This window comes from Streptomyces sp. NPDC006798 (genome assembly GCF_040635975.1).
In the GTDB taxonomy this organism is placed as follows: domain Bacteria; phylum Actinomycetota; class Actinomycetes; order Streptomycetales; family Streptomycetaceae; genus Streptomyces.
The window spans coordinates 22196-43780 of the sequence record NZ_JBEYIS010000015.1 but is presented as its reverse complement, the minus strand read 5'-3'; the positions used below and the strand labels follow the sequence as shown (position 1 = coordinate 43780).

Annotated in this window: 19 protein-coding genes; 10 read left to right on the top strand and 9 right to left on the bottom strand. The window is 71.3% G+C overall.

Annotation, left to right across the window (positions count from 1 at the left end):
• Positions 1–22: 22 nt before the first annotated feature.
• Together ABZ714_RS12850 and ABZ714_RS12845 are read right to left on the bottom strand one after the other, a co-directional pair.
• Complete coding sequence (locus ABZ714_RS12850) at positions 23–985, bottom strand: hypothetical protein (RefSeq protein WP_358825221.1); 963 nt, start codon at positions 983–985, stop codon at positions 23–25.
• Positions 982–3261: a tetratricopeptide repeat protein gene (locus ABZ714_RS12845; protein WP_358825220.1), complete on the bottom strand. Its 2280-nt coding sequence runs from the start codon at positions 3259–3261 to the stop codon at positions 982–984. Before ABZ714_RS12845 ends, ABZ714_RS12850 begins: the two co-directional genes overlap by 4 nt.
• Positions 3262–3620: 359 nt before the next feature.
• Here ABZ714_RS12845 and ABZ714_RS12840 point away from each other — a divergent pair, with 359 nt between their 5' ends.
• The gene (locus tag ABZ714_RS12840; RefSeq protein WP_358825219.1) at positions 3621–4538 is read left to right on the top strand and encodes a pseudouridine synthase; all 918 of its coding nucleotides are present in this window, start codon (positions 3621–3623) and stop codon (positions 4536–4538) included.
• On the opposite strand, the gene ABZ714_RS12835 is transcribed toward ABZ714_RS12840, so the two are convergent.
• The 4 genes from ABZ714_RS12835 to ABZ714_RS12820 all read right to left on the bottom strand — a co-directional run bounded on the left by ABZ714_RS12835 (position 4523) and on the right by ABZ714_RS12820 (position 8839).
• A complete protein-coding gene (locus ABZ714_RS12835; RefSeq protein WP_358825218.1) occupies positions 4523–5170 on the bottom strand; it encodes an MBL fold metallo-hydrolase in 648 nt (215 codons plus the stop codon). The genes ABZ714_RS12840 and ABZ714_RS12835 overlap by 16 nt on opposite strands.
• Positions 5167–6252 carry an S-(hydroxymethyl)mycothiol dehydrogenase gene (locus ABZ714_RS12830; protein ID WP_358825217.1) on the bottom strand — a complete coding sequence of 362 codons (1086 nt, stop codon included), beginning with the start codon at positions 6250–6252 and terminating at the stop codon, positions 5167–5169. The genes ABZ714_RS12835 and ABZ714_RS12830 overlap by 4 nt, the downstream gene beginning before the upstream one ends.
• A 142-nt stretch (positions 6253–6394) precedes the next feature.
• Positions 6395–7870 carry an amino acid permease gene (locus ABZ714_RS12825; protein ID WP_358825216.1) on the bottom strand — a complete coding sequence of 492 codons (1476 nt, stop codon included), beginning with the start codon at positions 7868–7870 and terminating at the stop codon, positions 6395–6397.
• A gap of 213 nt (positions 7871–8083) precedes the next feature.
• Positions 8084–8839, bottom strand: coding sequence for an FCD domain-containing protein (locus ABZ714_RS12820; protein ID WP_358825215.1), 756 nt, complete (start codon positions 8837–8839; stop codon positions 8084–8086).
• Positions 8840–8983: 144 nt separating this feature from the next.
• Here ABZ714_RS12820 and ABZ714_RS12815 point away from each other — a divergent pair, with 144 nt between their 5' ends.
• Together ABZ714_RS12815 and ABZ714_RS12810 are read left to right on the top strand one after the other, a co-directional pair.
• Complete coding sequence (locus ABZ714_RS12815; RefSeq protein WP_358825214.1) at positions 8984–9535, top strand: gluconokinase; 552 nt, start codon at positions 8984–8986, stop codon at positions 9533–9535.
• 121 nt (positions 9536–9656) lie between these two features.
• Positions 9657–11051 (top strand): gluconate:H+ symporter, encoded by a 1395-nt coding sequence (locus ABZ714_RS12810; protein ID WP_358825213.1) that lies wholly within the window; start codon positions 9657–9659, stop codon positions 11049–11051.
• A 193-nt stretch (positions 11052–11244) separates the two neighbouring features.
• Here ABZ714_RS12810 and ABZ714_RS12805 read toward each other — a convergent pair whose 3' ends face one another.
• Entirely contained in the window at positions 11245–12906 is a 1662-nt protein-coding gene (locus ABZ714_RS12805; RefSeq protein WP_358825212.1) for an FAD-binding dehydrogenase, read from the bottom strand.
• A 137-nt stretch (positions 12907–13043) separates the two neighbouring features.
• Here ABZ714_RS12805 and ABZ714_RS12800 point away from each other — a divergent pair, with 137 nt between their 5' ends.
• From ABZ714_RS12800 to ABZ714_RS12780, 5 genes are all read left to right on the top strand, one after another.
• Entirely contained in the window at positions 13044–13601 is a 558-nt protein-coding gene (locus tag ABZ714_RS12800) for an NUDIX domain-containing protein (protein WP_358825211.1), read from the top strand.
• 66 nt (positions 13602–13667) lie between these two features.
• Positions 13668–14066 (top strand): DUF202 domain-containing protein, encoded by a 399-nt coding sequence (locus ABZ714_RS12795; protein ID WP_358825210.1) that lies wholly within the window; start codon positions 13668–13670, stop codon positions 14064–14066.
• The gene (locus tag ABZ714_RS12790) at positions 14063–14434 is read left to right on the top strand and encodes a DUF202 domain-containing protein (RefSeq protein WP_358825209.1); all 372 of its coding nucleotides are present in this window, start codon (positions 14063–14065) and stop codon (positions 14432–14434) included. Before ABZ714_RS12795 ends, ABZ714_RS12790 begins: the two co-directional genes overlap by 4 nt.
• A 308-nt stretch (positions 14435–14742) precedes the next feature.
• On the top strand, positions 14743–15777 hold the full coding sequence (locus ABZ714_RS12785) for a phosphotransferase family protein (RefSeq protein ID WP_358825208.1): 1035 nt from the start codon (positions 14743–14745) through the stop codon (positions 15775–15777).
• Between the two features lie 5 nt (positions 15778–15782).
• Positions 15783–16997, top strand: a complete 1215-nt coding sequence (locus tag ABZ714_RS12780; RefSeq protein WP_358825207.1) for an acyl-CoA dehydrogenase family protein — start codon at positions 15783–15785, stop codon at positions 16995–16997.
• A 34-nt stretch (positions 16998–17031) separates the two neighbouring features.
• Here the strand turns inward: ABZ714_RS12780 and ABZ714_RS12775 are convergent, their stop codons facing one another.
• Positions 17032–17625, bottom strand: coding sequence for a TetR/AcrR family transcriptional regulator (locus ABZ714_RS12775; RefSeq protein WP_358825206.1), 594 nt, complete (start codon positions 17623–17625; stop codon positions 17032–17034).
• A gap of 155 nt (positions 17626–17780) precedes the next feature.
• On the bottom strand, positions 17781–18545 hold the full coding sequence (locus ABZ714_RS12770; protein WP_358825205.1) for an SDR family oxidoreductase: 765 nt from the start codon (positions 18543–18545) through the stop codon (positions 17781–17783).
• A gap of 212 nt (positions 18546–18757) precedes the next feature.
• On the opposite strand from ABZ714_RS12770, the gene ABZ714_RS12765 reads away from it, so the two are divergent.
• Both ABZ714_RS12765 and ABZ714_RS12760 read left to right on the top strand, forming a co-directional pair.
• A complete protein-coding gene (locus ABZ714_RS12765; protein WP_358825204.1) occupies positions 18758–20041 on the top strand; it encodes a DUF1343 domain-containing protein in 1284 nt (427 codons plus the stop codon).
• Positions 20042–20145: 104 nt separating this feature from the next.
• Positions 20146–21522 carry an erythromycin esterase family protein gene (locus tag ABZ714_RS12760; RefSeq protein ID WP_358825203.1) on the top strand — a complete coding sequence of 459 codons (1377 nt, stop codon included), beginning with the start codon at positions 20146–20148 and terminating at the stop codon, positions 21520–21522.
• Positions 21523–21585: the final 63 nt, after the last annotated feature.

Below are 21585 nucleotides of genomic sequence, written 5' to 3'. Positions count from 1 at the left end.
CCACTCCGTTTCCGGCTTCCGGCTACGCCCAGGCCAGACCGTACGAACGGTCCTGACGCAGATGAGTGAAAGCGACCCTGACAGAGCCGGAAGCATCCGGCCGGATACGGGGTCGCCGCAGGGTGGGGTCGGCCACTTCAAGGGGCAGTTCGTCGGCCAGAACCCGTACTTGGGCGGGAACCGCGTCCGGACCGAATTGGACCGTCAGTACGAACGCGTCACAAGGGTGCCGCGGCGTGCAGACGTAGAACGGCTCCATTTCGGGACTGGGAAAGAACCGTAGGGTCACTCGGTGGCCCTCGCCCTGCCGCAGCAGCCGGGGCAATCGCACGGGGGTGCTGACCCGGGTCGCCGACTCCCGCTGGTGCGAGCCTTCCATGGTGCCCCCTCCGATGACCTGGGGCATGACGTCCCGGGGCATGGTCGCCCCGCCCGGAAGGGCTTCGAGAACACCCTTGGGATACGAGTGGGACAGTGACACCTCGTCGAGTGCCGACACCCGGCTGACCACGCACCTTTCCTCGATCACCTCCGTAACCTCCCGGTCGAGGAGGAGCAGGGTACGCAAGGACGAAGTGGTCCATGGCGGATCTCCGCCGTCCATACGGTCCGGCCCCGTCGCCGTGAGGGCTGTCTCGGCAAGACGTTCAAGAGCCGCGTCCACATATCGGCGCGCGGTGCGCGGGTCACGGTCGAGTACGGCCGCGGCACGGCTGAGCCTGGTCCCGAAGCGCTCGTTCTCCACCCCCTCCAGCCCCAGGGCGATCCTGCTGAGCCGAGCCGAATCCATGGGTAGGGCACCGGTCAGCTCCGACAGTCGCCGGGTAACTTTGCCCCGCTGCATGAGCGGATCCTCGCCCTCGTCGATACCGGCGACATGCCGGAGGGCCGCTCCGATGCGCACCGGCGCCAGGGTGTCCTTTACCCCGAAGCCCTTGCGTAGCGACTTCAATTCCCGCAGGACGTCCGCCGCGCTGATGTTCATTCGTCCCCCTCAAGGGATCCGGAGAGCGGATTCGAGTTCCGGTAGCGCGCCTCTCCCACCATGCGGGGGTCGAGCGAGCGGTACAGCTCGTCCGCGCGCCCCCAGTGCCGGGCTGCCTCGGAGTGGCGCTCGCAGACGGCATGAACGTTGCCGATACCCGTCACCGCACGCGCGGCCTCGTACCGACTGCCACACCCCTCCGCGACCATGGCCGCCCGTTCGTACCAGGTGACGGCAGTCTCGTAGTCCCCTGAGCTGAAGTGTGCCCAGGCGGCGCAATTCAAGGACATGGCAACGTCGAGTGTCAGGTCCAGCTGAACGAAGTCCTCATAGGCCCGGTCCGCATGACGGATGGCGTCCGAGTGCCGGCCGAGTTCGGTCTCGGCAAGGGCCATGCCTCGCAGAGCGATGGCGGCATTGCGCACATTGCCGACTCCGCGATAGGCCCGGTGCACCAGCGTCAGGCCCCGCAGAGCCTCCTGGTGTTCCCCCAGATAGAGAGTGGCCCAGGCCAGGTTGGAGGTGGCATTCCTAACTCCGTGCGCATCGGCGAGCTCCCGGAACAGCTCGAGGGCCTGCCGGAAGTACTCCACAGCGCTGGGCAGCTCCCCGCGGTCCGCGTGTCCGATGCCGAGGTTGTTGAGTGTGAGCGCCAGCCCCATTCGGTCCCCGGCTGTCTCCGCCGCCTCCACCGCGCGCCGATGAGTGTCGATCCAGGGGTCCCAGAGCTTGGCCAGGAAGAAGAACTCCCTCAGGAGGAAGGCCAGCTGCCAGCACTGCCGGTGGAGTCCCCGGTCGGCGGCAAGATGGCACAGCTGCACCAGGGTGGGCCATTCCCGGTCGATCCAGGAGTGTGCGGATTGGTAGTCCGGAAACGGTTCCGGCGGCGGGAACGGCGGGGTCAAGGAGATCCGGTAGCGCTGTGGCGCCAAGAACTCATCGGTCGCGTCCGTGAGCAGCAGACTGTGATCGAGGAGACGTCGTACGGCGGCGTACTGATCGTCATCAGCCATCTCAACGAGTACATGGGCCCGGGCGAACTCCCGCACCAGGTCATGGACCCTTACGTGTCCCGTACTCTCCACGGCGACGAGATGGGCGTCCTCCAATCGGTCGACGACCACCCTCGCCCCCACCGGGTCGAGGTCTGCCAACGCCGCGATGCTCCGCAGTTCCATGGGGTAACTCGGATGCAGAGCCAGCAGGCCGAACACCCGGCGTTGGACCTGCGTGAGGCCACGGCAGGAAAGACTGAACGCCGCGGTCACACTTCGTTCGCCGTCGTCCAAGACCGCGAGCCGGGCGGTCTCGTCGGCCAATCTGGCGTCGAAGTCCGACAGGGTCCACACGCGGGCGCCGCCGAAGCGGGCCGCGGCGATTCGAATGGCGAGCGGCAACAGCTCACAGCGGGTAACGACACGGCGGACCTCGGAGTCGTCAGCCGCCTCTGCCGCAGGGCCGGCGACGGCCCGGAAGAGGCTGACGGCATCGTCGACGGAAAGCCGTCCGACAGGCAGATGGACCGCTTCGTCCAAGGCGTTCATCCGGTTCCGGCTGGTGATCATCACACGGCACCTCGGTTCGGGCGGGAACAGTACGGAAATTTGTCCGATGTTGTCCACGTTGTCCAGGACGAGAAGGATTCTCACGCCCTGGACTGTGGACCTGTAGAGGTTGAGACGGGCGTCGAGCGTCGGGGGGATCCGCTCCGCGGAGACCTTCAGCAGCCTCAGCAGGGTGGCGAGTGCCTCGTACACAACCGCCTCACCCGTCCCGTCGGCCGGATCAGCCGTGCCGACTCCCGGCAGGCGTCCGAGGTCGAGAAAGAAGCAGCCGTCCGTGAAGGTACTCACCGCGTCCCATGACGCTTGTACAGCCAGTGCCGTCTTCCCCGCTCCGGACAGCCCGGACAGCGCGCAGACCGTTCGAGGCCCTTCCCCATGCAGAAAGGCCGAGATCCGCTGCAGTTCCTGTTGGCGTCCGTTGAACAACGGTGTCATGGCGGGAAGTCCGACGATCGGCCCACCGCGCCCGTCTCGCCGGGTACCTGCCTTGCGGAGCCCTGCTCTCAGCAGAGACGCCAGATCCCCGCCCGCCTTCAACTCCCGGTCACAGGCGTGGGCGAAGGAGACACTGCCGGATGCCGCACCCGTCTCCACCTTGGAGAGGTACCCCTTGCTGTAGTGGATCCGGTGGGAGAACTGCGAGAGGCTCAGACCTGCGGCCATACGGAGTCGTCGCAGTTCGTCACCGAAGCGGGGGGCATCCTGTTCCATCCGGTCATAGTGCCCGTCGGCCCAGCGACCGGCCGGGGATTCAGCCGACCACGGAACCTCCGCCTTCCGGCGCTGACGGACAGGTTGGTCTTCGAGTAATGCGTATGCACGAATGACGCATCTCCTTGCGTTCATGGGCTGGCGGGCACATCGCCGTCCGCGCGTCACAACGTCGCGGATCGGCGTCAAGGAGGCGATGCCGCCCCTGGCAGCGGGAGGATCGGCCTCGGTATGAACAAGCCTCGCGCCGCTCGGACGGCAAGCGGAAGAGGCGATCCGTTTCCAACTCGAAGAGGAAACGGGCAACCCTCTAGGCCCGGGCTGACCGGAGCGGAAGTCCGCTCGGTAGTGTCACCGAGGTGAGACGGAGAAAGAGGGCGCCGGTCTCCCCGCTCGCCCAGCGGGCCGGGGTGGACCCGGTACGGCTGAGGCTGCCCGAGGATCCCGGGGGCCGGTGGGCGACCGTGCGGGATCATCTGGTGGAGCGGTACGGCGACGGGCGGGCCGAGGCACTGCTCGGGTCGGGCGGTCTGGTGTCGTACGAGGGGATCGCCTCGGGCGACGAGGCGTATACGGCGGGGCGGGTGTACTGGTTCCACCGGGAGCTCGCGCCGGAGGAGCCGGTGCCGTTCGGGATCGGGATCGTGTACCGGGACGAGCGGATCCTGGTCGCCGACAAGCCGCACTTCCTGGCCACCACGCCGCGCGGCGGGCATATCACCGAGACGTTGCAGGCCCGGCTCCGGCGGGAGCTGGATCTGCCCGGGTTGCAGCCCGCGCACCGGCTGGACCGGCTGACGGCGGGGCTGGTGCTCTGTGTGATCGGGGCCGGGGACCGGGGGGCTTATCAGACCCTCTTCCGGGACCGGGCGGTGTTCAAGGAGTACGAGGGGGTGGCGGCGCACGATCCGGGGGTGGAGCTGCCGCGGACCGTACGGAGCCGGATCGTGAAGGAGCGGGGGGTGCTCGCGGCCCGGGAGGTCGCGGGCGAGCCGAACAGCGAGAGCCGGGTGGAGCTGATGGAGCACCGGGCCGGGCTGGGCCGCTATCGGCTGCTGCCGGTCACCGGGCGGACGCATCAGCTACGGGTCCATATGAACTCGCTGGGGCTGCCGCTGCTGGGGGATCCGCTGTATCCGGTGGTCCGGGCGGCCGGGACCGAGGACTGGTCCCGGCCGTTGCGGCTGCTGGCCAGGGTGCTGGCGTTCACGGATCCGCTGACGGGTGAGGCGTACCGGTTCGAGAGCCGGTTGTCCCTGGGTCAGTGGCCGCGCTGAATCCACTCGTCGAGGCGGGGTGCCTCGGTGCCGATGGTGGTGGTGTCGCCGTGGCCGGTGCGGACCGTGGTTCCGGGGGGCAGGGTGAGCAGCTTCTCCCGGATCGAGCGGATGATCGTCGGGAAGTGGCTGAAGGACCGGCCGGTGGCGCCGGGGCCGCCCGCGAAGAGGGTGTCGCCGGTGAAGACCGTGTCGAGCGCCGGGGCGTGGAGACAGATCGCGCCGGGGGCGTGTCCGGGGGTGTGGAGCACGGTCAGCTCGATTCCGGCGACGGTGATCCGCTGCCCGTCGGTCAGCTCGCCGTCGGGGGCACGGTCGGGGTGGGTGCGCTTCCACAGCGGCAGGTCGTCGGGGTGGAGCAGGACGGGCGCTCCGGTGGCTGCGGAGAGGGCGGGCGCGGCGTCGATGTGGTCGTCGTGGGCGTGGGTGCAGATGATCGCCCGGAGCGTCCGTCCGCCGAGGGCGGCCTTGATCGCGGCGGCGTCGTGGGCGGCGTCGACGACGACCGCCTCGGTGTCGTCGCCGATGATCCAGACGTTGTTGTCGACGTCCCAGACTCCGCCGTCGAGGGAGAAGGTGCCGGTGGTGACGAGGTGGTCGATCCGGGGGGTGCCGGGGGCGGCGGAGGTCACAGGACCACCACCGAGCGGAGGACGTCGCCCTCGTGCATCCGGGCGAAGGCGTCCTCGACGCCGTCGATGCCGATGGTGCCGGTGACGAAGGCGCCGAGGTCGATCCGGCCCTGCTGGTGGAGGTCGATCAGCATCGGGAAGTCGCGGGACGGCAGACAGTCGCCGTACCAGGACGATTTCAGGGCGCCGCCGCGGCCGAAGACGTCGATCAGGGGCAGTTCGAGGGTCATCTCGGGGGTGGGGACGCCGACGAGGACGACCGTTCCGGCGAGGTCGCGGGCGTAGAACGCCTGGCGGTAGGTCTCGGGGCGGCCGACGGCCTCGATCACGACATCGGCGCCGAAGCCGCCGGTCAGCTCGCGGACGGCGGTGACGGGGTCGGTGGTGGTGGAGTTGACCGTGTGGGTGGCGCCCATGGCGCGGGCGGTGGCCAGCTTGCGGTCGTCCACGTCGACGCCGATGATCGTGGCCGCTCCGGCGAGCCGGGCGCCGACGATCGCCGCGTCGCCGACGCCGCCGCAGCCGATGACGGCGACGGTGTCGCCCCGGCCGACGGCTCCGGTGTTGACGGCGGCGCCGATGCCCGCCATGACGCCGCAGCCCAGGAGTCCGGCGACGGAGGGGGCCACGGCGGGGTCGACCTTGGTGCACTGTCCGGCGGCGACCAGGGTCTTCTCGGCGAAGGCGCCGATGCCGAGGGCGGGGGTGAGCTCGGTGCCGTCGGTGAGCGTCATCCGCTGCCGGGCGTTGTGGGTGTCGAAGCAGTACCACGGGCGGCCGCGGCGGCAGGCGCGGCAGCGTCCGCAGACCGCGCGCCAGTTGAGGATCACGAAGTCGCCGGGGGCGACCTCCTCGACCCCGGGGCCGACGGACTCCACGATCCCGGCGGCCTCGTGGCCGAGCAGGAAGGGGAAGTCGTCGCTGATGCCGCCCTGCTTGTAGTGGAGGTCGGTATGGCAGACCCCGCATGCCTGGACGGCCACCACCGCCTCTCCCGGGCCGGGGTCGGGGACGATGATCGTCTCCACCCGGACCGGTTGGTCCTTGCCCGGTGCGATCACTCCGCGGACCTGCTGGGACATCGGGATTCCGCCCTTCGTAGCGCCTCGTGCGAGATCACCACTATGGACTGTCGGGCGGCTCGCCGCGACAACCTGTGGATAACTTCGGCGCCGCAGGTCACGGACGTGCTCCCGGGCGGGTCGCCCCGCCCGGGAGGGGTGGTCAGAGCGTCTCGCGCTCCGCCGCGATCGCGTTGACCCGGCCGCGGACGGCGAACCATCCGGCGACCAGGGCCGCGGCGATCAGCGGCAGCAGATTGACGGTGGTCCGGCCGACCCCGCCGCCCCACCACATCAGGACGACCACGCCGACGAGGAAGACCAGGGTGACGATCTGGGTGTACGGGGCCCAGGGCAGCCGGTACTCGGGGCGGGTGACCCGGCCGTCCTTGGCGCGGTGCCAGAAGAGCAGGGAGCAGAGCATGATCATGCCCCAGGTGCCGAGGATGCCGATGGAGGCCAGATTGAGCACGATCTCGAACGCCTGGCCGGGGACGACGTAGTTCAGGCCGACGCCCGCGACACCGAAGGAGGCGGTGAGCAGCACCCCGCCGTACGGCACCTGGCCCTTGTTCATCCGGGCGGTGAAGCGGGGCGCGGAGCCCGCCATCGCCATGGAGCGCAGGATCCGGGCGGTGGAGTAGAGACCGGCGTTGAGGCTGGAGAGCGCGGCGGTGAGGACGACGAGGTTCATCACCCCGGCGGCGCCGGGGATGCCGAGCTTGTCCATGACGGTGACGAAGGGGCTCTCGTCCGCCGAGTAGGCGGTGTACGGGAGCAGCAGCGCCAGCAGCACCACGGAGCCGACGTAGAAGAGGCCGACCCGCCACATGATCGAGTTGATCGCGCGGGGCATGACCTTCTCGGGGTTCTTGGTCTCGCCGGCCGCGACGCCGCAGAGTTCGACGGAGGCGTAGGCGAAGACGACGCCCTGGATGACCACGAGCATCGGGAGCAGGCCGACCGGGAAGACCCCGTCGTTCTCGGTGATGGTGGCCAGGCCCGGGTTGTGGCCGCCGACGTCCTGCTGGGTGACCAGCAGGAAGATGCCGATCAGCATGAAGGAGACCAGGGCGGCGACCTTGATGATCGCGAACCAGAACTCCATCTCGCCGAAGTACTTCACCGAGATCAGGTTGATGGCCAGCACACCGGCGAGGGCGATCAGCGCCAGGATCCACTGGGGGATGTCGCTGAAGAGGGACCAGTAGTGGGCGAAGACGGCGGCGGCCGTGATGTCCGCCACGGTGGTGGTGGACCAGTTCAGGAAGTAGAGCCAGCCGGCCGTGAAGGCGCCCTTCTCGCCCATGAACTCACGGGCGTAGGAGACGAAGGCGCCGGAGGAGGGGCGGTAGAGCACCAGCTCGCCGAGGGCCCGGACCACGAAGAAGGCGAAGACGCCGCAGACGGCGTAGGCGAGGGCGAGGGAGGGGCCCGCGTCGGCCAGCCGTCCGCCGGCGCCGAGGAAGAGTCCGGTACCGATCGCCCCGCCGATGGCGATCATGTTGATATGGCGGGACTTCAGGTCCTTGCTGTAACCGGCGTCACCGGCGTCCACATGGGGGGTGGCGGTCGGGGCGGTCCCGGCGGGGGCGGCCCCGGCGACCGGGTGCTCGGACGCGGTGATGCGGTCACTCATGGAGGAATGGTCGCCTTCGTGAGGGTGCGTGGGGGGTGATGGCGCACGTCGGCCCCGACGGCCGACGGCGGGGTCACCACATCAAGGCAGCCGGAACGCGACCGACGGCACTGCATCGGGCGGTCCTGCGATGTTGGCAGTACTACCGGTCACCGAGAAAGAGATCTGAGGTGATTCTGAGGTTGCCGACACGCAAACCAAGGTGGCAGTAAATCACGAACCGGAGGAAGGTCTCGCACTTCCGCTCGGGGCCGCCACCCGGAGCGGGTCCGGCGCCAGGACGTCCAGCTCCGCCAGGGCCCCGACGGCGATCTCGCGGGTGATCCGCTCGGCCCGCTCGGCGTCGCCTTCCCGGACGGCCTCCGCGACCTGGACGTGCAGGGTGACCGCCGCCGGGTCGGGGTCGTCGAACATGACCTGGTGGTGGGTGCGTCCGGTCAGGATGGCGGCCACCACGTCCCCGAGCCGGGCGAACATCTCGTTGCCCGAAGCGGTGAGCACGATCCGGTGGAAGGCGACGTCGTGCCGGAGGTACGCGTCCAGCTGCTGGCCGCGCGAGGTCTCCACCATGCCGAGGGCGCAGGCGGTCAGCTCGGCGCACTGCTCGGGGGTGGCGTAACGGGCCGCGAGGCCGGCGGCGACCGGCTCGACGGCGGAGCGCAGCACGGTGAGGGAGCGGAGCTGGCGCGGCCGGTCGGAGCCCGCGAGGCGCCAGCGGATGACCCGGGGGTCGTAGACGTTCCACTCCTCGATGGGGCGGACGGTGACCCCGACCCGGCGGCGGGACTCGACCAGCCGCATCGACTCCAGGACCCGGACCACTTCGCGGACCACGGTCCGGGAGACGTCGAAGCTCTGGGCGATCTCGTCGGTCCGCAGCACACTCCCCCCGGGGTACTCACCCGCGGTGATGGCAAGGCCGAGGGTGTCCAGCACATGTGTATGGAGGCCATGGCCCGCTGTGGTCATGAGCCAAGCCTAAGGGGCAAGGATCACACCGAAAAAGTATGACGTTTGCATCTCGACATCTTGAATAAGTCGTACCTAATAGGTTTCAGTAGCGCGACGGACCGATGTCGACACCGGAGTCGACGTCAGAAGTGAGGCAGGTACATGAGCACCCCGCGCACTCCGCGCACCTCGAACACCCCGGGCACCCCGCAGGTCGTCGTGGTGATGGGCGTGGCAGGGACCGGCAAGACCACGATCGGTCCCCTGCTCGCCGAGGCTCTGGGCGTTCCGTACGCCGAGGGCGACGATTTCCACCCCCCGGCGAATGTCGCCAAGATGTCCGCGGGGACCCCGCTGGACGACGGCGACCGGCTGCCCTGGCTCGACTCCATCGGCGAGTGGGCACAAGGCCGGGCCGAACTGGGCGGGGTGGTCTCCAGCTCCGCCCTGAAGCGGGCCTACCGGGACCGGCTCCGGGCCGCCGCCCCGGACGCGGTCTTCCTCCACCTCAGCGGTGACCGGGTGCTCATCGAGGAGCGGATGACGGCCCGCCGGGGGCACTTCATGCCCACGGCGCTGCTGGACTCCCAGTTCGCCACCCTGGAGCCGCTGGAGCCGGACGAGGCGGGCGTCGCCGTCGACGTCACCGGCAGCCCGGCGGAGATCACCGCCCGCGCGGTGGCGGCCCTGGCGGCCCGCTCCGCCGCCGGCTGATCCCCGGCGGGCCCGGCACCGTCCGGCCCGCCGCCCCTCCCCCTCGGACCCGGCCGCACCGGATCGGGACCGAGTCCCCCACACCCCGTCCCCGACCCCCTCGTTCTCGTAAGGAACCACCGTGACCAGTCTCAGCGTCGAGACGCTGGCAGCGGATCTGGAGCCGATCACCTCGGCCGGCAACGCCCAGCTCGGTATCGCCGTACTGGCGGGCATCGCCGTCATCGTGCTGCTCATCACCAAGTACAAAATGCACGCCTTCCTGGCGCTGACCATCGGGTCGCTCGCGCTGGGCGCCTTCGCCGGGGCTCCGCTCGGCAAGGCCATCGAGTCGTTCTCCAAGGGCCTCGGCTCCACCGTCGCGGGTGTCGGTGTGCTGATCGCGCTCGGCGCGATCCTCGGCAAGCTGCTCGCCGACTCCGGCGGCGGTGACCAGATCGTCGACACCATCCTGGCGAAGGCCAAGGGGTCGACCATGCCGTGGGCGATGGTGCTGATCGCCTCGGTGATCGGTCTGCCGCTCTTCTTCGAGGTCGGCATCGTGCTGCTGATCCCGGTAGTGCTGATGGTGGCCAAGCGGGGCAACTACTCGCTGATGCGGATCGGTATACCGGCCCTCGCCGGTCTCTCCGTGATGCACGGACTGATCCCGCCGCACCCCGGTCCGCTGGTCGCGATCGACGCCCTGAACGCCAATCTGGGCGTCACCCTCGCCCTCGGTGTGCTGGTCTCCATACCGACCGTGATCATCGCCGGGCCGCTGTTCGCCAAATACGCGGCCCGCTGGGTGGACGTCCCGGCGCCGGAGAACATGATCCCGGCCCGTCCTTCCGAGGACCTGGACAAGCGCCCCGGCTTCGGCGCGACCGTCTTCACGGTGCTGCTGCCCGTGGTGCTGATGCTGTCGAACGCCCTGGTAGAGATCGTGATCGACGACCCGGAGAACCCGGTCCAGAAGGTCACCGACGTCATCGGTTCGCCGCTGATCGCCCTGCTGGCCGCGGTTCTCGTGGGCCTCTTCACCCTGGGCCGCGCGGCGGGCTTCACCAAGGACCGGATCTCCTCCACCGTCGAGAAGTCGCTCGCCCCGATCGCGGGCGTACTGATGATCGTCGGCGCGGGCGGCGGCTTCAAGCAGACCCTGATCGACGTCGGCGTGGGCCAGATGATCCTGGACTTCTCCGAGAACTGGTCGATCCCGACCCTGCTGCTGGCCTGGCTGATCGCGGTGGCGATCCGGCTGGCGACGGGTTCGGCGACCGTGGCGACGATCTCCGCCGCCGGTCTGGTCGCCCCGCTGGCGGTCGGGATGTCGACCACCGATTCGGCGCTCCTGGTGCTGGCGATCGGTGCGGGCTCGCTCTTCTTCAGCCATGTCAACGACGCCGGTTTCTGGCTGGTGAAGGAGTACTTCGGGATGGACGTCGGCCAGACGATCAAGACCTGGTCGGTGATGGAGACGATCATCTCGGTCGTCGGTATCGTCTGCGTCCTGCTGCTGTCGCTGGTGTTGTAGTCCGGTACCCCCGGAAGCGGTCCCGCGTCCTGCGACGCCGATGAACGTCCCGCGGCGGGCCCGGCCCGCCGCGGGACGTTTCCGTTCCGGGGCCGTACGGGACCGGAGCCGTACGAGCCCGGAGGCGTACGGGTACCGGGCCCACGGCTCCGGGGGCGTACGGGCGCTCCGGCGGCGGGCAGGGCAGGGCCGGTCAGCTCACGACCGCCTCCGCCGCCGCGCGGCCGGCCGCCCGCCCCGAGAAGAGACAGCCGCCGAGGAAGGTGCCCTCCAGGGACCGGTAGCCGTGCACCCCGCCGCCGCCGAACCCGGCCGCCTCCCCCGCCGCGTACAGCCCGGCCAGCGGCTCGCCGTCCGCCCCCAGCACCCGCGACGACAGATCCGTCTCCAGACCGCCCAGCGACTTGCGGGTCAGCACCCGCAGCCGGACCGCGATCAGCGGACCGGCCGACGGGTCCAGGATCCGGTGCGGCGCGGCGGTCCTGATCAGCCGGTCACCGAGGTACTTCCGGGCCCCGCGGATCGCCGTCACCTGGAGGTCCTTGGTGAACGGATGGCGGATCTCCCGGTCCCGGGCGACGATCTCCCGGCGCAGCGCCGCCTCCTCGATCAGGGTGTCCCCGGTGAGCGCGTTCATCCCGCGCACCAGCGCCCCCAGATCCCGCTCGACCACGAAGTCCGCGCCGTGCTCCATGAACGCCCGGACCGGCCCCGGGACGTCCGCCCTGGCCCGGCCGATCACCCCGCGGACCGACCGGCCCGTCAGGTCCGGGTTCTGTTCGGAGCCGGAGAGCGCGAACTCCTTACCGATGATCTTCTGGTCGAGGACGAACCAGGTGTGGTCGTACCCCGAGGTCACGATGTGTTCCAGGGTGCCGAGGGTGTCGAAGCCGGGGAAGAGGGGGACGGGGAGCCGCCGCCCGCGCGCGTCGAGCCAGAGCGACGAGGGGCCGGGCAGGATCCGGATGCCGTGCCGCGCCCAGACCGGGTTCCAGTTCTCGATGCCCTCCGTGTAGTGCCACATCCGGTCGCGGTTGACATGGCTGGCCCCGGCGCGTTCGGCGATGCCCAGCATCAGCCCGTCGACATGGGCCGGGACCCCGGAGAGCAGGGTCTTCGGCGGGGTGCCGAGCCGTCCGGGCCACTGGGCGCGGACCAGGTCGTGGTTGCCGCCGATACCGCCGGAGGCCACGATCACGGCCTGGGCCCGGAGTTCGAACGCCCCGGCGATCTCCCGGCTGCTGGCGGTGCCCCGTTCGGCGGCCGAGGGCTCCAGGACCTCGCCGCTGACGGTGTCGAGGACCCCGTCGGTGGTGCCGAGCCCGGTGACCCGGTGCCGGAAGCAGAGCCGTACGAGCCCCTGCTCGACGCCCTCCCTGACCCGGCGCTCGAAGGGGGCGACCAGGCCGGGGCCGGTACCCCAGACGATATGGAAGCGGGGCACCGAGTTGCCGTGGCCGGTGGCTCCGTAGCCACCGCGCTCGGCCCAGCCGACGACGGGGAAGAAGCCGACGCCGCGCTCCCGCAGCCAGGACCGCTTCTCACCGGCCGCGAAGTCGACATAGGCGGCGGCCCAACGGCGCGGCCAGCGGTCCTCGTCCTCCCGGTCGAAACCGGCCGTGCCGAGCCAGTCCTGGTAGGCCAGCTCCTGGCTGTCGTGGATCCGCAGCCTGCGCTGTTCGGGCGAGTCGACGAGGAAGAGCCCGCCGAAGGACCAGTGCGCCTGGCCGCCGATCGACTGCTCGGGCTCCTGGTCGAGGACGATCACCGTCCGTCCGGCGGCGACGAGTTCGGCGGTGGCCACCAGACCGGCGAGCCCGGCCCCGATCACGATCACGTCCGCGTCGTACGCCATGGCTCCCCGTCTCCGTGCCCGCCCGGTGCGGTCGCGGATCCCGATCTTCGGCACCTGCCGACGGCAAGTCAACAGGCCCGGCGGGCCGGGCCGGGGGCACGGGCGGCCGGTGCGGGGTGTTGGTGTGGAATGGGGGGATGGGCAGTGATCTGGAGCTGATCGACATCGTGGACGAGTCCGACCGGGTGACCGGGCGGGCGACCCGGGGGGAGGCGTACGCCCGCGGGCTGCGGCACCGGGTCGCGTTCGTTCTGGTCCGGGACGGGGACGACCGGATCTTCGTCCACCGCAGAACGGCCGAGAAACGAGTCTTCCCCTCGCTGTACGACATGTTCGTCGGCGGTGTCGTCGGTGCGGGCGAGTCCTACGACGAGGCGGCGCTCCGGGAGGCGGAGGAGGAGCTGGGAGTCCGGGGCCTTCCCGCGCCCGAGCGCCTGTTCACCTTCCGCTACGACACCGGAGACGGCCGGGCCTCCTGGTGGTCGGCGGTGTATCAGGTCCGCTGCACGCTTCCGGTCCGGCCCCAGGCCGAGGAGGTCGCCTGGTGGGATTTCCTCCCGGAGGAGGAGCTGGAGCGCAGGCTGGGAAGCCGGGAGTGGACACCGGACGGGCTGGCGGCATGGCAGCGGCTGCGGGACGGGCGGGGCACATGGGACGGCGGGGGCGGCCGGGACGGCTCGGGAATGGCCGGATGACAACCCTCCGGGGGCGTGGTTTTCGCCACGGAGCCGGGTGATCTTGTCGCGGGTATCGTCCGAAGGATGACGGACAGGGTACGGAGCCTGCGGCTGTGGTTCAGGCCGGAGCGGGTGCGGGACGAGGGACAGACGCCCGACTACCGCTTCTCGCTCGCCAATGAGCGGACGTTCCTGGCGTGGCTGCGGACGGCGCTCGCGTTGATAGCGGGCGGGTTCGCGGTCGACCAGTTCCTGCCGGATCTGCCGTGGGCGGTCCGGGCCGCGATGGCGCTGGGGCTGCTCGGAGCCGGGGTGCTCTGCGCGCTGCGGGCGGTCAACCACTGGGTGCGGTGCGAACGGGCCATGCGGCGGGGCGAGGATCTGCCGGTCTCCCGGCTGCCCGCGTTGCTGAGTCTGGTGGTGGCGGTGGTGGCTGTGGTGATGGTGGTCGTGGTGTTGCTGGGGTGGGAGGGCGGCCGGTGACGGGCGGCGCGGCCGGGGCCGGGGCCGGGGCGCCGGTGCCCTCCGGAGCCGGGGTGCGGGACCCCGGGCTCCAGCCCGAACGGACCCGGCTCGCGTGGCGGCGTACGGCACTGGCCTTCACGGTGGTGGCGGTACTGGCGGCGCGTCAGGTGGCCATGGGGCCGGCGGAGGAGGGCCCGGATGTGGTGGCGATCGTGGGCTGGGGCGCGGGCGCGCTGGTCTGGCTGGCCTTCCTCGGCGTCGCTCACCGGCGCACCCGGGCGCTGCGGACCTCCCCCCGCCCGGCGGTACTGCCCGGCCGGACGGCCTGGGCGGCGACGGGGTGCGCGGTGGTGCTGGCGCTCTCGACGGTGACGCTGCTTTTTTGACGCGGCTCGGGGGCGGGGCGTTCGGGAGTGGTGGTTGTTCGCGGGCGGGCGCGGGCCGTCCGCGGTTGATCGCGCAGTTCCCCGCGCCCCTATGCCTTTCTTCGGCAATGGGGGGGGGACCACAACGCCCCCGGGCACCCCGGCTGCGGCACTTGTACTGCGAAGCGGCCCAGGCGCAGTTCCGCCCCCTGGGCACTCCGGCTCTCCGGCGGCTCGGACCGCGGGCGGCGGACCGGGGGTGGACTGCATACCGACCGGTCGGTCATTATCGGAAGGTCCGTTCCGCCGTAGCCGGAGGTGGCCGCGTCATGAGCGTCGATCCTGTACCGGGGCTCGATCCCGGGAACCTCCGCGAGCTGCTGGAACGGGAGCGCCCCGGGCTGGTGAACGGGCCGTTGGAGGTGCGGCTGATCGAGGGCGGGCGGTCCAATCTGACGTACGACATCACCGACGGCACCGGCCGTTGGGTCGTCCGGCGGCCTCCGCTCGGGCATGTGCTCGCCACCGCGCACGACATGCGCCGCGAGTACCGGGTGATCAGCGCCCTGCATCCGACGCCGGTTCCCGTGCCCCGGCCGCTGCTGCTCTGTGCGGACGAGGACGCGGCGGGCTCGGTGACCGGGGCGCCGTTCTACGTCATGGAGTACGTGGCGGGGACCCCGTACCGTACCGCCGCCCAGCTCTCCGGCCTGGGCCCCGAGCGGACCCGGGCCGTTCTGCTCGGACTCGTGGACGCCCTGGTCGATCTGCACGCCGTGACCCCCGAGGCCGTGGGGCTCGGCGACTTCGGCCGCCCCGAGGGCTTTCTCGACCGGCAGGTGCGGCGCTGGGGGAAGCAGCTCGCCGCCTCCCGCAGCCGTCCGCTCGACGGGATCGACGAACTCCAGGCCGTACTGGGCCGGGCGCTCCCCCGCTCCCCCGCGCCCGCGATCGTCCACGGCGACTTCCGGCTCGACAACGTCCTGGTCGGCCCGGACGACCGGATCACCGCCGTACTGGACTGGGAGATGTCCACCCTCGGCGATCCGCTGACCGATCTGGGCCTGCTGGCGGTCTACAGCCGGCCGCTCGGGGTGCCCGGCGCCCCGGTCGGCGATCTGGCGACGGCGCCCGGCCACCCCTCGGTCGACGAACTGGTCGAGCGGTACGCCACCCGTTCGGGCCGCGACACCTCCGCCATCTCCTGGTACACGGCCTTCGCCTGGTTCAAGCTGGCCGTGATCCTGGAGGGCGTCCACTACCGCTACACCCTCGGCCGGACCGTCGGACCGGGATTCGAGCGGATCGGCGGGCTCGTCCCCGTCCTCGTCGAACGGGGCCTGAACACCCTGCGGAAGGGCTGAACCGCGTGGACTTCGCCTTCGACGCCCGGACCGAGGAGCTGCGGGCCCGGCTGGGCGCCTTCATGACGGAGCGCGTCCTGCCCGCCGAACCGGTCGCGGAGGAGCAGCGCGCCCGGCTCGCGTCGCCGTGGGAGACCCCGCCGGTGGTCGAGGAGTTGAAGGCCGAGGCCCGCAGCCGGGGGCTGTGGAATCTCTTCCTGCCCGACACCGAGTACGGCGCCGGGCTCACCAACCTCCAGTACGCGCCGCTCGCCGAGCTGACCGGCCGCAGCCCCTGGCTGGGTCCGACGGCCGTGAACTGCGCCGCGCCCGATACCGGGAACATGGAGCTGCTGGCCCGGTTCGGCACCGCCGGGCAGCGGGAGCGCTGGCTGCGGCCCCTGCTCGCGGGCGAGATCAGATCGGCGTTCGCGATGACGGAGCCCGAGGTCGCCTCCTCCGACGCGACCAATATCCGGACCCGGATCGAGCGGGACGGCGACAGCTATGTCGTCAATGGCCGCAAGTGGTACATCTCCGGTGCGATGCATCCGGCGTGCGCCGTCTTCGTGGTCATGGGGGCGACCGACCCGGACGGGGCCGACGTCCGGCGCCGCCAGTCCATGGTGCTGGTGGCCCGGGACACCCCCGGGGTGCGGATCGTCCGGGCGATGAAGGTGTACGGCTACGAGGACCACGCCCACGGCGGCCATGCCGAGGTGGTCTTCGAGAACGTCCGGGTGCCGGTATCGCAGCTGATCGGCGAGGAGGGCGGCGGATTCGCCATCGCCCAGGCCCGGCTGGGACCGGGCCGGATCCATCACTGCATGCGGCTGATCGGGATGGCCGAGCGGGCGATCGAGCTGATGTGCGAGCGCGCGGTGTCCCGTACCGCGTTCGGCGGGCCGCTGGCCGAGCGGGGGGTGGTACGGAACTGGATCGCCGACGCCCGGGTGACGGTCGAGCAGCTCCGGCTGCTGGTACTGAAGACCGCCTGGCTGATGGATACCGTCGGCAACCGGGGCGCCCATACCGAGATCCAGGCCATCAAGATCGCCACTCCGCGCGCGGTGGTGGAGATCATCGACCGGGCGGTCCAGCTGTACGGGGCCGCCGGGGTCGGGCAGGACACCCCGCTGGCGGAGTTGTGGGCGGCGGCGCGGACGCTCCGGCTGGCGGACGGGCCCGACGAGGTGCATCAGCGGTCACTGGCCCGGCGCGAGCTCTCGCGGTACCGCTGACGGGTCGGCCCGCGGAAGCCGCCGGGCCGTCGGCTCAGGGCCGCAGCGCCCTCAGCAGCAGATCCGCCAGATGGTCGGCGACCTGCTGTTTCGTCAGCCTGCCGTCCGGGCGGTACCAGGTCGACAGCTGGTGGACCGAGCCGAAGTGGTAGTCCACCACCAGATCCGCGGGGGTCGCGGTGGAGAACACCCCGCTCGCCTGCCCCTCCTCCACCAGGGCCCGGAACCGCTCGTGGTAGCGCCGGCGTTCGGCCCGTACCCGTCTGTTCTTCTCGGGCGAGAGATGGTGCATGGAGCGGAAGAAGATATGCGCGTCCTGAAGGTTCTCGATCGTGGTGACGACCACGTCGGCGGCGGCGGCCCTGAGCCGGACCTCCACCGGTTCGTCGGCGTCGGCGAAGGTGTCGAGGCGTTCCTGCTGGAGGCGGAGCATCCGCCCGTACACCTCCTGGAGCAGATCCTCTTTGGAGCCGAAGTAGTGGTACAGGGCGCCCTTGGTGACGCCCGCCGCCTCGACGATCTCCTGGACGGACGTGCCGTCGTAGCCGCGCTCCGCGAACAGCCGGGTGGCGGCGGAGAGCAGCTTCCGCGGTACGGGGGCGTCGCTCCCGTCCGTCGTCCTCGCCATGCCGCCTACCGCCTTCCGTGCTCGTCGTGGTCCGGGCCGCCCGGCGCCGGGACCGGTGTCCGTACGGAGTACGGGCCCGGCCACCCCGGGATCCTCCCATCCGCCGTCGCGGCCGTCCCCGGCAGGACCGGGCCGGGGCGTCCGGGCGCCCGGCATCACTCCGGCGCCCCCTCCCAGCGCCGCTGTACCCGGTTCATCCCGGCCAGCCAGCGGTCCGGGTCGGCGGCCCGCCCCTGGCGGAATCGGGCCACATCAGGGTGGGGCAGGATCAGGAAGCGGTCGGCGGCGATCCCCTCGAAGAGGGCGTCGGCGACGGCCTCCGGCTCGATGGCGCCGGGCTCCAGGACCAGTTCGCCCGCGGTGCCGGCGGCGGTGAGCATCTCCGTACGGACGCCCGACGGGCAGATCGCGTGCACCTTGAGGCCGCGGTGGCGGTAGGTCAGCGACAGCCATTCGGCATGGGCGTACGCGGCGTGCTTGGTGGCGCTGTAGGGCGCGGCGCCGATCATGGAGAGCAGTCCGGCGGCGGAGACCGTGGCGACGAAGCGGCCCTCGCCCCGGGCCAGCCAGCCGGGCAGCAGCTCCCGTACGGCCCGGACATGGGCCATCACGTTGACCTCCCAAGCCGTGGCCCAGACGTCCTCGTCCGCGTACGCGTCGCCGGGCCCGGCGGACCCGGCGTTGGCACAGTAGACGTCGACCGTGCCGCCGAGGGCCGCACGGGCGGCCGGGGCGATCGTGGTGGCGTCCCCGGGCACGGCGATCCCGTCGATCTCCCGGGCCACCGCGCGGGCCCTGGCCGGGTCAGCGTCGTTGACCGCGACCCGGGCGCCCTCGGCGGCGAACCGCCGGGCGAGCGCCGCGCCGATCCCGGCGCCCGCTCCGGTGACCACGACCGCCGAGCCCCTCATCGACTCCATGGAAGCCTCCACCGTCTTGTGCCGCGCCGGCCGGGGGCCGTCCCCAGCGGATCGGGCCCACAGACTAAGCGGTCGGTATCGCGGGTGGAAGAGGTTCCGCGGACGAGGTCGTTCCATGGCCGGGCCGGTCGTATTAGCGTGCGGGGCGCACGATCCGATCATCGGGGTGCCGCGGGGACGGTGCGGTACGCCGAGCGAGACCGAGGAGTCGTATGAGCCTGTCACGACGGGGACTTCTGGGCGCGGGCGGCGCGGCGGGCGCGCTCGCGGCGGCCGGGTCCGCGGCCCGCGCCGACGACCGGGAGGACGGTACGGGCGCCCGGGGGCGCGGCGGGCCGGGCCGCCGGGTCCGGACCGGCTTCGACCGGCTCGCGGCCGACGGCTACGCCCTGCTCGCCGGCGAGCGGGTCGGTGTGGTCACCAATCCGACCGGGGTGACCCCGGACGTCCGGCATATCGTCGATGTGATGCACGCCGACGACCGGGTGGATCTGATCGCCGTCTTCGGCCCGGAGCACGGGTTCCGCGGTACGGCGCAGGCGGGCGGCTCGGAGGGCCGGTACGACGATCCGGCGACCGGGCTGCCGGTGTACGACACGTACCGCAAGTCGGGGCAGCCGCTCGCCGACGTCTTCACCGCGTCGGGCGTGGACACCGTGGTCTTCGACATCCAGGACGCGGGTGCCCGGTTCTATACGTATATCTGGACGCTCTTCGACTGCATGGAGTCGGCGGCGCTCGCGGGGAAACGATTCGTCGTACTGGACCGGCCCAATCCGGTGACGGGCCGGGCGGCGCTCGGCCCGGTGCTGGAGATGCGGTACTCCTCCTTCGTGGGCCGCCGTCCGATCCCGCAGACCCACGGGATGACCGTCGCCGAACTGGCGCTCCTGTTCAACGGGGAGTTTCTGCGGGACCGCCCGGCCGAGCTGGCGACGGTACGGATGTCGGGCTGGCGGCGCGCCGACTTCTTCGACGCCACCGGGCTGCCGTGGGTGCCGCCGAGCCCCAATATGCCCACCCCCGACACGGCCCTGGTCTACGGCGGGACCTGTCTCTTCGAGGGGACGGAGCTGTCCGAGGGCCGGGGCACCACCCGCCCGTTCGAGCTGCTGGGCGCCCCGGGGATCGACGGCCGGTGGGCGGAGGCGGCCAACGCGCTGGGACTGCCCGGGGTCCGGTTCCGGGAGGCGTACTTCGCCCCGACGTTCGGCAAGCACCAGGGGAAGACGGTCGGCGGGGTCCAGCTCCACGTCCACGACCGGGCCGCCTTCGATCCGGTCCGGACCGGGGTGGGGCTGCTGGTCACCGCCCGGCGCAGCTGGCGCGACTTCGCCTGGCTGCGGTCCAATCCGACCTGGCTCGACACGCTGACGGGTTCGCCGCTGGTCCGCACGATGGTGGACGCGGGCGCCGGGACGGACGAGATCACCGGCGCGTGGCAGGAGGGGCTGACCGCGTTCCGTTCCGTACGGCGGCGTTATCTGCGGTACTGAGCCGCCCTCGCGGCTACCCGGACCCGGTGGCGGTGGACAGCCCCACCACCGGGCCGGGGGGCCACCGGCTGGCCCGTCATGATCGCGGACCGCAGGGTTGCGGTATGACGATCATTCCGAACAGGCCCCCGTCCGGTCTTCCCCGGCGCGCCGTACTGGGCGCGGCCTCCGCCACGGCGCTCGGCGCGCTTCTCGCGGGTACGGCCCCGGCCGCCGCGGCCCCGTTACGCCGACGGCTCCCGGCCGCCCGCCGGGCCCCCGCCGACCCGCTGCCCGCCCTGCGCGCCGCCGCCCGCCCGCTGACCGATCTCGGTCCGCTGGAGCGGATGACCGGCCGGGCCTCGATCGTCGGGATCGGCGAGGCCACCCACAACTCCCGTGAGTTCTTCCGGACCAGGAACCGGATCTTCCGGCATCTGGTGGAGCGGCGGGGGTTCACCGCCTTCGCCCTGGAGGCGCCCTGGAGTACGGGACTGCGGCTCGACTCCTGGGTCCTGCGGGGCGAGGGGGATATCGAACGGATCATGCGCGAGGAGTTCCAGGGCACCTACTTCCTCTGGCGCACCCGGGAGTTCCTGGATCTCTTCCGCTGGATGCGGGAGCACAACGTCCGGCATCCGGACCGGCCGGTGCGGTTCCTCGGCAACGACTGCGCCTACGCGGGCCCCGAACTCTTCGACCGGGTCACGGAGTGGGTCGCGGTCCGGCATCCGGCCCTGTCGCCCCGGATCCGGGCGCTCTACGCGGCCTCCCGGCCGACCGGCTCGGTGGAGGAGACCATCAACGGCTCCATGTCCCGGCCGATCGAGGAGCGCGAGGCGCTGGCGAAGGACGTACGGACGGCGCTGGAGCTGCTGCGGGACGCCCCGGCCGACCCTCGCGAAGCGCCCGGGGAACGCGCCTGGATGCTCCAGCACGCGCACGCCATCGCCCAGGTGGGGAAGATGCATTCATACGATTATTTCAACGTGGCGCAGTCCCAGCGGATGATGCGCTACCGGGACCGGATCATGGCCCGGAACACCGTGTGGTGGCATCGGACGACCGGACACAAGGTGCTCCTGTCGGCTCATAACGAGCATGTGGGTTACGAGCCGCTGCGGCCGGATCTCTACCCCCGCGTCCAGGGCGGCTTCATCCGGGACATGGTCGGGGACGGATACGCCAGCGCCGGATTCACCTTCGGCGAGGGATCGTTCAACGCGCTCGACCTGACGACCCCGGGTGAGCCGGTACGCCGCTTCTCGGTGGGGCCGCCCGGGCCCGGCTCCCACGAGGAGGTCCTGGGCCGGGTCTCGGAGACCGACTACTACCTCGATATGCGTACCGCGGCTCCGGCCGCCCGGCGCCGGCTGGATCTCGCGTGTCCCGTCCGCAGCATCGGCAACGCCTGGCCCGAACCGCCGGTCACGGCCCGGCTGCTGCCCACCTATGACGTACTGATCCACCTTCCCCGGATCACCGCGGCCGACCGGATCTGATCCGGTCCCTTCCGAGGTGTGGCCGGACTCCCCCTTGCGCAGGATCCTGCTGAGGGGTCCCGC

What these genes read in the sequence shown, in the direction of transcription:
- ABZ714_RS12770 (WP_358825205.1), bottom strand. Translation starts at nt 18,545, where the DNA reads ATGGAGTCGATGAGGGGCTCGGCGGTCGTGGTCACCGGAGCGGGCGCC.
- ABZ714_RS12775 (WP_358825206.1), bottom strand. Translation starts at nt 17,625, where the DNA reads ATGGCGAGGACGACGGACGGGAGCGACGCCCCCGTACCGCGGAAGCTG.
- ABZ714_RS12830 (WP_358825217.1), bottom strand. Translation starts at nt 6,252, where the DNA reads ATGTCCCAGCAGGTCCGCGGAGTGATCGCACCGGGCAAGGACCAACCG.
- ABZ714_RS12815 (WP_358825214.1), top strand. Translation starts at nt 8,984, where the DNA reads ATGAGCACCCCGCGCACTCCGCGCACCTCGAACACCCCGGGCACCCCG.
- ABZ714_RS12820 (WP_358825215.1), bottom strand. Translation starts at nt 8,839, where the DNA reads ATGACCACAGCGGGCCATGGCCTCCATACACATGTGCTGGACACCCTC.
- ABZ714_RS12845 (WP_358825220.1), bottom strand. Translation starts at nt 3,261, where the DNA reads ATGGAACAGGATGCCCCCCGCTTCGGTGACGAACTGCGACGACTCCGT.
- ABZ714_RS12795 (WP_358825210.1), top strand. Translation starts at nt 13,668, where the DNA reads ATGACGGACAGGGTACGGAGCCTGCGGCTGTGGTTCAGGCCGGAGCGG.
- ABZ714_RS12785 (WP_358825208.1), top strand. Translation starts at nt 14,743, where the DNA reads ATGAGCGTCGATCCTGTACCGGGGCTCGATCCCGGGAACCTCCGCGAG.
- ABZ714_RS12760 (WP_358825203.1), top strand. Translation starts at nt 20,146, where the DNA reads ATGACGATCATTCCGAACAGGCCCCCGTCCGGTCTTCCCCGGCGCGCC.
- ABZ714_RS12805 (WP_358825212.1), bottom strand. Translation starts at nt 12,906, where the DNA reads ATGGCGTACGACGCGGACGTGATCGTGATCGGGGCCGGGCTCGCCGGT.
- ABZ714_RS12765 (WP_358825204.1), top strand. Translation starts at nt 18,758, where the DNA reads ATGAGCCTGTCACGACGGGGACTTCTGGGCGCGGGCGGCGCGGCGGGC.
- ABZ714_RS12825 (WP_358825216.1), bottom strand. Translation starts at nt 7,870, where the DNA reads ATGAGTGACCGCATCACCGCGTCCGAGCACCCGGTCGCCGGGGCCGCC.
- ABZ714_RS12800 (WP_358825211.1), top strand. Translation starts at nt 13,044, where the DNA reads ATGGGCAGTGATCTGGAGCTGATCGACATCGTGGACGAGTCCGACCGG.
- ABZ714_RS12850 (WP_358825221.1), bottom strand. Translation starts at nt 985, where the DNA reads ATGAACATCAGCGCGGCGGACGTCCTGCGGGAATTGAAGTCGCTACGC.